We start from the raw sequence: 12100 nt of genomic DNA on the forward strand, positions 1-12100 counted from the left end.
GCTCTAAGTATTATTTATCGTCTTCAATTTTGCAGGTATCGCAAGGTAAGTGACGGCCAATTAATTTACGGTAAGCCAATGCACCCAAGATACCACCGATAAATGGAGCAATCATTGGAACTAAGAAATAAGGAATATCACGTCCACCAGTCAGTGCAATATCACCCCAGCCAGCAAAGTACGCAACCAGTTTCGGACCAAAGTCACGGGCAGGGTTTAGGGCGAATCCGGTTAATGGACCAAATGCACCACCAATAACAGCGATTAAAATACCGATTAATAGAGGGGCCAGAGGACCTTTAGGAACCCCGTTACCGTCATCAGTAAGTGCTAAAATTAAGCCAACTAAGATAACGGCGATAATGATTTCAACAACAAAGGCTTGTGCAACAGAAATTTGAGCTGCGGGATAAGTAGAGAATACACCGGCAGTGAAGAGACTTTCTTGTGAGCCTCTGACAATGCCATTAACTTGTTCGTAGTCGAGAAAAACGCTGTAGTACATAAAGTAAACAACAGCGGCAGCAAAGAAGCCACCTAGCATTTGTGCAATAATATAAGGAACAACTTTTCTGCGCTCAAAGCAGGCAAACAACCAAAATGCAACGGTAACAGCAGGGTTCAGGTGAGCACCAGATGTGCCCGCGGTAAGATAAACGGCTAAGGCAACACCCAGCCCCCAGATAATACTTATCTCCCAAAGACCTAGCTGAGCACCAGCGATACGTGCTGCTGCAACACAACCAAGGCCGAAGAAGACTAGCAATGCGGTTCCGATAAACTCAGAAAGACATTGACCTGTAAGAGAGGTTTTCGTCTGGCTCATATATTCTATCCTGAAAGAGGGTTATTTATTGTTAGTATTCTTTTCGAATTGAAAAGATAACTGTAAATTTATCGTTAATGAGCGTAAACGAGAATAAGCGAAATTGAAATTTGTGTGTCTCATCAAGAAAATGAGTGAAAACGCTCTTAATTAGTGACTTGTTCGACATTTGTAATGTGATCTGACCAGTATTTTTGATAAATTGAAAAAAGAATGTAATTCCACGGAAGATGCTAGACAGTTGTTGATAGGCTACTTACAATCGGAAGTATCGATTATATGGGGGATTACAGTATGTCATTTGAAGTTTTCGAAAAGTTAGAATCAAAAGTACAACAAGCTATTGATACCATCACGTTATTACAGATGGAAATTGAAGAGCTAAAAGAAAAAAATGATGCGCTGAACCAAGAAGTTCAAGCAACTAAAGGATCGCAAGAAGCGCTTGTTCGTGAAAACGAAGAACTGAAACAAGAGCAATCAAGCTGGCAAGAGCGTTTACGCGCCCTGTTAGGCAAAATGGAAGATGTACAATAATTGTCTTTGTTTTGTCTCTGAAGCCTAAAAACAAAAGCCACCAGACGGTGGCTTTTGTATCTTAATTCATAAGAAAGCAGATAAAAGTAAAATTATTCTTCAATTAAATCTTCATCTAAGCCTAAAGGCTCTTCTGATAAGATGATCCCTGTGTTATCGGCATAAAGATAATCACCAGAGAAGAACGTAACACCGCCAAAATTGACACGGATATCACTTTCACCAATACCTTCACTCGGGCAACCTGCGGGTATTGCCGCCATGGCTTGAATACCTAAATCAAGCTCTGATAATGCGTCAACTTGACGCACTGCACCGTAAACCACAATACCTTCCCATTCATTAGAAACGGCGAGTTGTGCGAGTTCAGCATCAATTAAGGCTTTACGTACAGAGCCACCGCCATCGACTAAGAGAATACGGCCTTTGCCATTTTCTTCAAGTAAGTCATAAAGCAGGCCATTATCCTCAAAACATTTTACGGTGATGATTTGCCCACTAAAGGCACTTTGACCACCAAAGTTTGAGAAAAGCGGTTCTACGACATTGATATCTTCTTGATAGATATCACAGAGTTCAGAAGTATCATATTTCATAGGAGATTACGTCAGGTTGCCACAGGAAGAGCCAGTATATCCCTTAACAGGGGCTGTTGGCAAAAGACTCACTGAAAATTCAGTGAGTCAAATCAACAATCGGGCTAAATTATTCTAAAACTAAACCTAAAGAGAAGAGCACGTTAGTGAGTAGTGCTGCTTTTACCATATGTTCAAGTAAAGGGCGCATCGCTTCGCCAGAATGATCGGCATTAACACGTTTAATATGCAATAAAAGCATTGGTGTTGCGAGTAAGAATAGCCATGCTGTCCAGCGGTGCATATATAGAAGCGAGAAGATAATTAAGCAAGCAATAGAGAGAAAAATGACGCAGGTATGGTAAGTTCGTGAGCCAGCAGGGCCTAAGCGAACGGCCAATGTATTCTTACCCGCTTGGATATCACTTTCTAAATCGCGCATATTATTAATGTTTAGAACGGCGACAGACAGTAAACCACAGGCTGTAGCTGGAAGTAGGGTGACAATATCGAAGGTGTTAGATTGTAAGTAATAAGTTCCGATGACACTTAACCAACCAAAGAATATTAAGACAGAAATATCACCTAATCCCATATAGCCATAAGGACGTCGGCCTACGGTATAGGTAATGGCTGCGACAATGGCGAGTAATCCCATCACTAAGAAGCCAATAGCGTCTTCTGGCTTTTTACAGGCGACAATAATCAGTGCAATACCACAGATACAGGAAATAATAACATTAAGGATCAGTGCTTTTTTCATTTGAGCTGCTGTTATTACGCCTTTTTGCATTCCACGAAGTGGCCCTAAACGCTCTTCTGTATCAGTGCCTTTTACTGCATCACCGTAGTCATTAGCAAGGTTTGATAGAATTTGTAATGTACCCGCTGTCAAAATAGCAAGTAGTGCAATAGGTAGCTCAAAATGCCCCATCCAATACGCTAATGCGGAACCGGTCACAATGGCAATTAACCCTAAAGGCAGTGTTTTGGGTCGTAAACTTTCAAGCCAGGCTTGAGTCCGGCTAGTGGAATTTAGAGAGCTCATGCTGAAATTCGATACTCATGTTCGTTGTTATTATAAAAATAAGAATGGGAGGCAAGCCTCCCACGTAAATATTGCTGATAAGGATCGCACAAGTTGATTATAAAATAAATCGACTCAGATCTTCATCTGCTACAAGCTCATCCAGATGCTGTTTCACATATTCTGCATCAATCAATATAGATTGACCTTGTCGTTCGCTTGCATCGTAGGATATTTCTTCCATTAAGCGTTCTAAAACAGTATGTAAACGACGAGCACCGATGTTTTCGGTCGTTTCATTTACACGCCATGCTGATTCAGCAATTTTGCGAATACCGTCTTCAGTAAAGCTAATAGAAACCCCTTCGGTTGCCATTAAAGCCTCATACTGTTTTGTTAACGATGCATTAGGCTCAGTAAGAATACGCTCAAAATCTTCTGCTGTCAGCGCTTGAAGTTCAACGCGAATTGGCAGACGTCCTTGCAACTCAGGAATTAAATCAGAAGGACTGGAAACTTGGAAAGCACCTGACGCAATAAACAGGATATGGTCTGTTTTTACCATACCGTGTTTTGTTGAAACTGTACAACCTTCAACCAGTGGTAAGAGGTCACGTTGTACACCCTCACGAGAAACGTCAGGGCCAGAACTTTGACCGCCACGTTTACAGATTTTGTCTACTTCATCAATAAAGACAATACCGTGTTGTTCTACTGCATCAATAGCTTGTTGTTTAAGCTCTTCAGGATTAACTAATTTAGCGGCTTCTTCTTCAACAATCAGCTTAAACGCATCTTTGATTTTCATCTTACGTGCTTTTTGTTTCTGCCCAGCTAAATTTTGGAACATAGATTGTAATTGATTTGTCATCTCTTCCATTCCTGGAGGAGCCATGATTTCAACACCCATTGGTGTTGCAGATAATTCAATTTCAATCTCTTTATCGTCTAATTGACCTTCGCGTAATTTTTTACGGAAAGATTGACGAGCGGCTGAAGGTTCAGAGGCTTGCTCTGTGACACCCCAGTTATTTTTTGCAGGTGGAATAAGTGCATCAAGAATGCGTTCCTCAGCCATTTCCTCAGCACGGAAACGATTTTTATCAATCGCTTGGCTACGCACCATTTTGACCGCAGAGTCGGTTAAGTCGCGAATAATAGAATCAACTTCTTTACCCACATAACCCACTTCTGTGAATTTAGTTGCTTCTACTTTGATGAAAGGTGCATTGGCTAATTTTGCTAAACGACGTGCAATTTCAGTTTTACCCACACCAGTAGGGCCAATCATCAGAATATTTTTAGGTGTTACTTCATGGCGCAGCGCTTCGTCGAGCTGCATACGACGCCAGCGGTTACGTAGGGCAATTGCCACAGCACGTTTCGCTTTATCTTGACCAATAATAAATCTATCAAGTTCGCTGGCTATTTCGCGAGGAGTCATTTCAGACATGCTCTCAAATCCTTACTCTTTTGAAGAGAGTTCTTCAAAGTTGACATTATGGTTAGTGTAAATACAGATATCTCCAGCGATACTCAGCGCTTTTTCAGCGATTTCGCGTGCAGAAAGTTCAGTATTTTCTAGCATAGCTCTTGCCGCTGCTTGTGCATAAGGGCCACCAGAACCGATAGCAATTAAATCGTTTTCTGGTTGAACAACATCACCATTACCCGTGATGATAAGGGATGTGTTTTCATCCGCAACAGCAAGTAGCGCTTCTAATTTGCGCAGCATTCTATCTGTACGCCAATCTTTTGCGAGCTCTACCGCAGCTTTGGTTAAATGCCCTTGGTGAAGTTCTAATTTGCGTTCAAACAGTTCAAAAAGAGTAAAAGCATCAGCAGTGCCGCCAGCAAATCCCGCAATGACTTTGTCGTTATAAAGACGGCGTACTTTGCGAACATTGCCTTTCATGACGGTATTACCCATCGTCGCCTGTCCATCACCACCGATTACAACTTGGCCCTTACGGCGAACACTTACGATTGTAGTCATGAGTCAGCCCCTGGTTTAATCAATAAAAATGAGACGGGAAGTAGCTATATTTGAAATATAGCACTGCCCGTTATGTGAATTAGAATTATAGGTGGGGGAGAAAATTTATTTTTCAACCCCCAGAAGAGCGAAGAATACAACCTGATACGCCAGCACCGGCGGCTTGTCTATTTACTGAATTGGCTTGTTCTTTACTGTAAGGGCCTGATAATACGCGTATCCATCCATCATTGCCTTTTGTTACTCGACTTTCAACGCCAGAAAAAGCCAGTGTTGCTCTTACTGATTCAGCTTGCTCTGTATTTTTAAATGAGCCACATTGCACTAAAAATTTTGCTTCAATAACAGCCGGTTTAGGCGGTGTAACAACAGTAGGTGCAGGCGCTTGCTCTGGTTGAGCCTGTGTTGGTTGTTGAACAACAGAAGGCTGGGGTGTTGCTGGTGGTGTTACTACCACTTGCGAGCGCGGAACTTCCCCATTGTAAGGGACTTCGGGTAACTGAACAGCAGGTTGACGTTTATCTGCTTCAATTTGTTGTAAAAATCTCAGTTGCTCAGGTGAAAGTGTTGCTTTCGGATTAATCTGGCTACCTGAAGAGGGCGATTCGGGCAATAGAGGTGTGCCCACCTGACGATTTTCCAGTTCTTTAATGTACTGCCAACGCTCTTGCGGTTTAGGCGGTAAACTATTCGCTGGATGCTGCCCAGTGATTGCCGGTTCTGTTTCTACGGCTTCTTTTTTATTATGCGTAATAAAATAGAGGCCGCCGATAAACAGCGCCACAATTGCGATTGCCGTGATAAGTGTTGTTAAAGGCAACCCTTTAGCAGCCTTTTTACTTTTACTTTTCGTTGTTTTTTTGCGACGAGCAGATGTCTGCCCTCGTCCCACATAGTCTCGTTGTGCCACAGTTCGATTCGCTGATAATTAAAGGAATTGGTATCACGAACGATATGTTACTTAACATAGTGTGTTTTGCCTAGCTTTTAAGCTGACAGACACTATCTCTTATAATTAGCTCGCAATCTAATAAACGAGAACCAGGTGCAACAGGCCTACCTTGTAATTGATCGAGCAATAACAACATAGATTGACGTCCAATTTCATAACGAGGTTGTTCCATCGTAGTTAGTGCGGGTTCGCTATAACGTGTGATATCAAGATTATCAAAACCAATTACAGAGAGATCTCTTGGTAGTTCCAATCCTAATTTTTTAGCCTGCCACATCACACCAATTGCCATAATATCGCTATGGCAAAATACGGCTGTCGGTGGTTCAGGTAAAGAAATTAGCTTTTTCAGACTTTCTGCACCGCTTTCATGGGTAAAATCACCACGAATAATATAATCCTCACGTAAAGGTACACCTGTTCTACGCATTGCTTGAATATAGCCTTGCAAACGATAACGGCATAAAGGCATATCTTCAGGACCTGTAATACAAGCAATACGCTTATGCCCCATTTGTTGTAAATAGTGCGTTGCTCTAAAAGATGCAGTGAGATTATCGATATGGACAGTAGGTAATTCGAGCTCAGGCGCAAATTCATTCGCCATAATCATTGGAGGTAAATTTTTCTGCTCTTCTTTGGAAACATCAAAAGGAATATGTGAACCAAGAAGTAACATACCATCAATTTGTTTGGTGATAATGAGATTAATAAATGCATTTTCGTGTTTTTGCTGATGTTTACAATCACCAATAAGAACGAGATAACCATGTTGTGCCGCAGTTTCTTCAATGCCACACACAACATCAGTAAAAAAAGGATCACTGATGTTAGGGACGATCACAAGGATCGTTTTTGACTCATTGCGCTTAAGATTTTTTGACAGGTTATGTGGGTAATAGCCCACGTCAAGAACAGCCTGTTCAACTTTCTGACGGGTTTGTGAGGATACTTTTTCCGGATTCATTAAAGTACGTGACACGGTTGCTGTGGACACGCCGGCTGCAAGGGCAACATCTTTCATTGTTGCTTGCGTATTATCTTTATTATTCTGTTGCAAACCCCATACCTCCCTTTTGGATGGTTTAGTTAAACGATTGCTTTTTTATTTGCAAAAAAACCGCCGGTGTTCAAAAAAAGATTTTATCGACGGTTTTAATTCGAGAAATATTCTAAATTGTTATTCTACCCGCTTTTTAAATAGATACTGTTACCTAGTTTGCATAAAAAGTGTGATACCAATCGTTTTTATGAGTTAGTTCGCAAAATTGATAAATAGTCTTGAACTGTAACTAGTATTTAATCAGAATTTTATTATCAACATAAAGATGGCTAAAATATATTCAAATAGATATAAATAGACGATCAACAATCTGTTGGGTCAACATCAATATTCCATTTTACTTTCTTACTTTCAGGTAAAGCCACAATTTGAGGATAAGTGACAGACATTAATTTTTGTAAATAGCCCCGCGAAGGATGTTGTAGTAATAATTGCCAACGATAGTTCCCTCCACGTTTAGCTTGAATAGCAGGAACAGGCCCCATAACCCATAAATGGGGATCTCGCATTGGGTGCTGTTCAAAAAACTGTTTGAGTTGCCGTAAAAATTGAGGCGCACGTTGGTTATTATGATCTTCTGAACGGATCATTATATGGCTGGAATAAGGCGGTAAGAAGGTGGCTTGTCGCTCTTGTAAGGCTTCTTTGGTAAAAGCATCATAGCCTTTCTCTAATAGCGTTAATAAAAGTGGGTGATCAGGTTGGTGAGTTTGTAAATATACGGCGCCTTGCTTACCTGCTCGGCCAGCACGACCTGATACTTGTGTATAAAGCTGGGCAAAGCGTTCGGCCGCGCGAAAATCACTGGAGAACAGAGCGCCATCAACATCTAATAAAGCCACTAAAGTCACATCCGGAAAATGATGCCCTTTGGCTAGCATTTGTGTACCAATAAGAATGCGGGAGCCACCTTGGTAAATATCTTCAAGTTGTTGCTCTAAAGCCCCTTTACGGCTGGTGGTATCCTTATCAATTCGTGTTACAGGCGTATCAGGAAATAACTCACCAATCCCTTGCTCAAGTTGCTCTGTTCCTAACCCTACAGGCATTAAATTAGTTGAACCACATTGTGGGCATTGCGCTGGAATTCGTCGTTGACTATCACATTGATGGCAACGCAACATGCTATGTTTTTGATGTAGTGTGTAATAGTGATCACAGCGAGGACATTCTGCTATCCACCCGCATTCATGGCATAACAATGCGGGTGAAAATCCGCGACGATTTAAAAAGAGCATGGCTTGGTTTCCTGCATTCAGATGCTCTTTTATCGCTTTAATAAGAATAGGAGACAGCCCTGTTGTAAGTGGTTGTCCTTTTAAGTCAATCAAGTGTTCGGTTGCTGGCTTCGCATTGCCTGCTCGTTGGGTGAGTGTTAATTGCTGATATTTCTTTTGTTCAACATTAAAACTGGTCTCAATAGATGGCGTTGCTGTTCCCATCACAATAGGAATATTTTCTTGTTTTGCACGGAATACCGCTAAATCACGAGCATGGTAACGCCAACCATCTTGTTGTTTATAAGAGCCGTCGTGCTCTTCATCGATAATAATAATACCAAGATGTTGAAAAGGAGTCAGAAGTGCTGAACGTGTGCCAATAATAATCGCATTATCACCACGCTTGGCTCGTAACCAAACGGCTAAGCGTTCTGTATCATTTAATCCAGAATGTAAAACATCTACAGGGGCATTAAAACGGGCTTTAAAACGACGAATAGTTTGAGGTGTTAAGCCAATTTCAGGTACTAGAACTAAGGCTTGTTTACCTTGTGCGAGAATTTTTTCTAATACACTTAAATAAACTTCTGTTTTGCCTGAACCAGTGATCCCTAATAATAACCAAGGTGAGAATTGATCAGCTTGAGCCGTAATGGCACCAACCGCGATAGCTTGTTCAGTATTTAATTTAAATCGTTCGCCTTGCACTGCAAAATCATTGTGCCAATGTATGGGGGCCGGTTGTATTGGGCGTAAGTCTGCAAACTCTTTCTTCTTTAGGTTATTGAGTGTTGCCGTGGTGATATCGAATTCATCAAGTTGGTGACGATATAAAGGTGTACGACGAAGTGCTGCTAAGGCTTGTTGTTGTTTTTTCGCCCCTTTTAAACTGTTAAGGTCGAGATTAGCTCCCTCTTCTGTGGCATACCATTGCCATAACGGAGTAAATTCAGCCGGTTTGCCTTGTCGTAATAAAATAGGCATGGCATGAAATAATACTTCTCCTAAAGGGTAGTGATAATATGCGGAAGCCCAATTTAACATATCCCACAGTACACCCGGGAAGAGTGTTTCAGTGTCGAGAATTTCCTCAATAGGTTTTAGCTTTTCGATAGGAAACTCACTATGTGTGCTGAGCCCTTTGACAATGCCAAGAGAACGGCGTTTATTCCCAAAAGGAACAATCACCCGACAGCCAATAACAGGCGCATTGATCTCTTCTGGTAACAGATAATCAAAGGAGGAGAACAGTGGTACAGGTAAAATTACCTGAACTATAGTCATATCAGGGTTTCCGAGTGTTTTAGCGAAAAGGTAGCGTTAAGAATATCACAAAAAGTGTGCAGATTTCATTGCGCGTTTAGTGGATATTCTGTATGATCCGCCCCCTTTGGTAGATAAATTACCAGACACTTAATTTCAATCAACACGACGTGTGGTGTTCGGCTGTGGGCTGAATGGCGACACGGCCTTAGTAGAGGTTTTCCATGCAAAAAGATATCCATCCTAAATACGAAGAAATTACTGCATCTTGTTCTTGCGGTAACGTTATGAAAATCAACTCCACAGCAGGTCACAACCTGAATCTGGACGTTTGTGATAAATGCCACCCATTCTATACTGGTAAACAACGTGATGTTGCAACCGGTGGTCGTGTTGATCTGTTCAACAAACGTTTCAAAATCCCAGGCAGCAAATAAGATATTTGTTGTCACAAGATATCAGCAAAGCCTAATATCTTGCGGACAGTTTGGAATTGAAGAAAAGCCCAAAGTTTTTGCTTTGGGCTTTTTTTATGGGTAAAGCCTTTTCTTTTTAGATAACGGTTTTGGTAGTGACAAGCCAGATTACAACTGATAAGTTATCTATTCACAAATCTATTCATTTATCTATTCATAAAGTAATTAATGCCATGACAATACGCTCTGAAATGATACGAAAAATACTACGTAATGGACCTAGTGCATCAAGGCAACTTACTGATATTATGAATATTAGTCAGCCAACATTGTCACGGGCATTAAATACTCTGAGTGATGATATTGTTCGGATTGGTTCTGGATTTTCTATTCAATATGCTTTACGTGATATTTTCCGTGGGTTCAATTCAGTACCTATTTATCGCATAAATGAAGAAGGTAAAGTTAAGCCTCTAGGTAAACTGACGCCAGTTTTCCCAGAAGGTTTTGTTATGGAGCGGATAGATAATGTGAACCGATATAGTGAAGGTTTGCCGTGGTGGTTATTGGATATGCGTCCCCAAGGATATCTTGGGAGAGCTTATGCTTCTGCTTATTCGTCTGAGCTTGGTTTGCCCCAAAATCCAGATCGTTGGTCTGATACAGATATAATCAGAGCTTTACTGGCTCATGGGCATGATGCTGTGGGAAATTTGTTAATAGGAGAGCAAGCTAGAGATCAATTTCTGGGTATGCAGACACCAAAAATTGTTGAGCGCGCTAAAACTTACCCCACATTAGCACGAGCTGTTAGTTCGGGAGAGGATCCTGGTTCATCCGCAGGTGGGGAACAGCCCAAATTTTGCACCTATACAGAGAAAGGCCATGTTATCGTAAAATTTACGGCTTCCGATGATAACGCAGTTAGTGAGCGTTGGCGTGATCTGCTTCAAGCTGAGCATCTTGCATTAAAAGTGCTTGGAGTTGAAACGGAAGTTTTTGATTTTGAAGGACAACGCTTCCTTGAAATTCCACGATTTGATCGTGTAGGTTCACTAGGTCGCATAGGACTTTTTTCTTTACAGGCACTAGATGCTGAGTTTATAGGAAGGGCAAGAGAGCCTTGGCCTGTGTTAGTTAATGAGCTAATTAAGCAAAAACGTGTTCATCCTGATGCTGCGATTAGCACAGCACGCCGCTGGGCATTTGGTATGTTGATTGGAAATACTGATATGCACCATGGCAATTTATCATTTATCAGTAGCCATGGTCGCCCATATGCGCTTTCACCTGCCTACGATATTTTACCAATGGGATTTGCGCCTAAGTCTGGTGGTGAAATAGTTAATACGCTTCGCCCAGTAACATTACTTGATGGGATCAGCGGTGAAATCTGGCAGGAATGTTTAGAGTTAGCCGAGCAGTTTTATACTTTAGCTAATAGCTGTAATTGTTTTTCCGACAATTTTTCGCCATGCCTTAAAGCATTACGTAGTCATCTTGATGAAGCAAGTTCGCGTATATCTCGCCTAGGATAATGATAAATAGACTTAAAAAATTAAGTTAAGATAATGCATTGCTGTGTTTGACGCAGATAACTGATGGGAAAAATCTTCGATGTATATCTAAATAACCCCCTTCGAGTAAAACCAAGGGGGTTGTCATAATCTGAAGCCCAAAGTTTTTGCTTTGGGCTTTTTTGTTCGTGTTAATCAAGCAATGAGTCAATAAATTGACGCTGATTAATACTCCCAAGTATCGGGATCAACCCCGCGCTGGCGCATTATTTCTTTTGCCTCTTCAGGGATTTCATCGTTACGTTCTTTACGTAAGTCTTCATCATTTGGGAGAGGCTGTCCGGTAAATGCGTGCAAAAATGCTTCACACAATAATTCACTATTGGTTGCATGTTTTAGGTTATTAACCTGACGGCGAGTGCGCTCATCGGTCAAAATTTTCAACACTTTCAACGGAATTGAAACTGTGATTTTCTTAACTTGCTCACTCTTTTTGCCATGCTCAGCGTAAGGGCTGATATATTCACCGTTCCATTCAGCCATGGATTACCTTAATTAATATCATTTAGTTGAAGTCAGAATAGGGTTAACCCGCATTCTGATGGGCAATACCAGTTTATCATGACTTTTCTAAAACCACCGACTCTTCTGACTGAAGGTGAGAGAAAAAGTAATTATCACTGGCGATATCCTTAATTCATGTATTAT

At 41.2% G+C, this 12100-nt stretch carries 12 protein-coding genes; 3 read left to right on the plus strand and 9 right to left on the minus strand.

Annotation, left to right across the window (positions count from 1 at the left end; genetic code table 11):
- Positions 1-10: 10 nt before the first annotated feature.
- A complete protein-coding gene (locus GTH24_RS00390) occupies positions 11-826 on the minus strand; it encodes an MIP/aquaporin family protein (protein ID WP_072070631.1) in 816 nt (271 codons plus the stop codon).
- Positions 827-1120: 294 nt separating this feature from the next.
- Here GTH24_RS00390 and zapB point away from each other — a divergent pair, with 294 nt between their 5' ends.
- Complete coding sequence (gene zapB, locus GTH24_RS00395; protein WP_072070630.1) at positions 1121-1363, plus strand: cell division protein ZapB; 243 nt, start codon at positions 1121-1123, stop codon at positions 1361-1363.
- Positions 1364-1455: 92 nt separating this feature from the next.
- On the opposite strand, the gene rraA is transcribed toward zapB, so the two are convergent.
- From rraA to priA, 7 genes are all read right to left on the minus strand, one after another.
- Complete coding sequence (gene rraA / locus GTH24_RS00400; RefSeq protein ID WP_072070629.1) at positions 1456-1959, minus strand: ribonuclease E activity regulator RraA; 504 nt, start codon at positions 1957-1959, stop codon at positions 1456-1458.
- Positions 1960-2068: 109 nt separating this feature from the next.
- Positions 2069-2986: a 1,4-dihydroxy-2-naphthoate polyprenyltransferase gene (locus GTH24_RS00405; protein WP_072070628.1), complete on the minus strand. Its 918-nt coding sequence runs from the start codon at positions 2984-2986 to the stop codon at positions 2069-2071.
- 97 nt (positions 2987-3083) lie between these two features.
- Positions 3084-4418 (minus strand): HslU--HslV peptidase ATPase subunit, encoded by a 1335-nt coding sequence (gene hslU / locus GTH24_RS00410; RefSeq protein ID WP_072070627.1) that lies wholly within the window; start codon positions 4416-4418, stop codon positions 3084-3086.
- A gap of 12 nt (positions 4419-4430) precedes the next feature.
- The gene (gene hslV, locus GTH24_RS00415) at positions 4431-4961 is read right to left on the minus strand and encodes an ATP-dependent protease subunit HslV (RefSeq protein WP_006534149.1); all 531 of its coding nucleotides are present in this window, start codon (positions 4959-4961) and stop codon (positions 4431-4433) included.
- Between the two features lie 112 nt (positions 4962-5073).
- Entirely contained in the window at positions 5074-5871 is a 798-nt protein-coding gene (locus tag GTH24_RS00420) for an SPOR domain-containing protein (protein WP_115351272.1), read from the minus strand.
- Between the two features lie 70 nt (positions 5872-5941).
- Positions 5942-6937, minus strand: coding sequence for a DNA-binding transcriptional regulator CytR (cytR, locus tag GTH24_RS00425; RefSeq protein ID WP_231619373.1), 996 nt, complete (start codon positions 6935-6937; stop codon positions 5942-5944).
- A 341-nt stretch (positions 6938-7278) separates the two neighbouring features.
- On the minus strand, positions 7279-9480 hold the full coding sequence (gene priA, locus GTH24_RS00430) for a primosomal protein N' (protein WP_164525831.1): 2202 nt from the start codon (positions 9478-9480) through the stop codon (positions 7279-7281).
- Between the two features lie 203 nt (positions 9481-9683).
- Between priA and rpmE the strand changes: the two genes are divergently transcribed.
- Complete coding sequence (gene rpmE, locus GTH24_RS00435) at positions 9684-9896, plus strand: 50S ribosomal protein L31 (RefSeq protein WP_006534140.1); 213 nt, start codon at positions 9684-9686, stop codon at positions 9894-9896.
- Between the two features lie 212 nt (positions 9897-10108).
- Positions 10109-11413, plus strand: coding sequence for a type II toxin-antitoxin system HipA family toxin YjjJ (gene yjjJ, locus GTH24_RS00440; RefSeq protein WP_164526896.1), 1305 nt, complete (start codon positions 10109-10111; stop codon positions 11411-11413).
- A gap of 204 nt (positions 11414-11617) precedes the next feature.
- Here yjjJ and metJ read toward each other — a convergent pair whose 3' ends face one another.
- On the minus strand, positions 11618-11935 hold the full coding sequence (gene metJ / locus GTH24_RS00445; RefSeq protein WP_006534139.1) for a met regulon transcriptional regulator MetJ: 318 nt from the start codon (positions 11933-11935) through the stop codon (positions 11618-11620).
- Positions 11936-12100 lie beyond the last annotated feature (165 nt).

The organism is Proteus vulgaris, assembly GCF_011045815.1.
Lineage (GTDB): Bacteria > Pseudomonadota > Gammaproteobacteria > Enterobacterales > Enterobacteriaceae > Proteus > Proteus vulgaris_B.

What these genes read in the sequence shown, in the direction of transcription:
- GTH24_RS00390 (WP_072070631.1), bottom strand. Translation starts at nt 826, where the DNA reads ATGAGCCAGACGAAAACCTCTCTTACAGGTCAATGTCTTTCTGAGTTT.
- zapB (WP_072070630.1), top strand. Translation starts at nt 1,121, where the DNA reads ATGTCATTTGAAGTTTTCGAAAAGTTAGAATCAAAAGTACAACAAGCT.
- rraA (WP_072070629.1), bottom strand. Translation starts at nt 1,959, where the DNA reads ATGAAATATGATACTTCTGAACTCTGTGATATCTATCAAGAAGATATC.
- GTH24_RS00405 (WP_072070628.1), bottom strand. Translation starts at nt 2,986, where the DNA reads ATGAGCTCTCTAAATTCCACTAGCCGGACTCAAGCCTGGCTTGAAAGT.
- hslU (WP_072070627.1), bottom strand. Translation starts at nt 4,418, where the DNA reads ATGTCTGAAATGACTCCTCGCGAAATAGCCAGCGAACTTGATAGATTT.
- hslV (WP_006534149.1), bottom strand. Translation starts at nt 4,961, where the DNA reads ATGACTACAATCGTAAGTGTTCGCCGTAAGGGCCAAGTTGTAATCGGT.
- cytR (WP_231619373.1), bottom strand. Translation starts at nt 6,937, where the DNA reads ATGAAAGATGTTGCCCTTGCAGCCGGCGTGTCCACAGCAACCGTGTCA.
- priA (WP_164525831.1), bottom strand. Translation starts at nt 9,480, where the DNA reads ATGACTATAGTTCAGGTAATTTTACCTGTACCACTGTTCTCCTCCTTT.
- rpmE (WP_006534140.1), top strand. Translation starts at nt 9,684, where the DNA reads ATGCAAAAAGATATCCATCCTAAATACGAAGAAATTACTGCATCTTGT.
- yjjJ (WP_164526896.1), top strand. Translation starts at nt 10,109, where the DNA reads ATGACAATACGCTCTGAAATGATACGAAAAATACTACGTAATGGACCT.
- metJ (WP_006534139.1), bottom strand. Translation starts at nt 11,935, where the DNA reads ATGGCTGAATGGAACGGTGAATATATCAGCCCTTACGCTGAGCATGGC.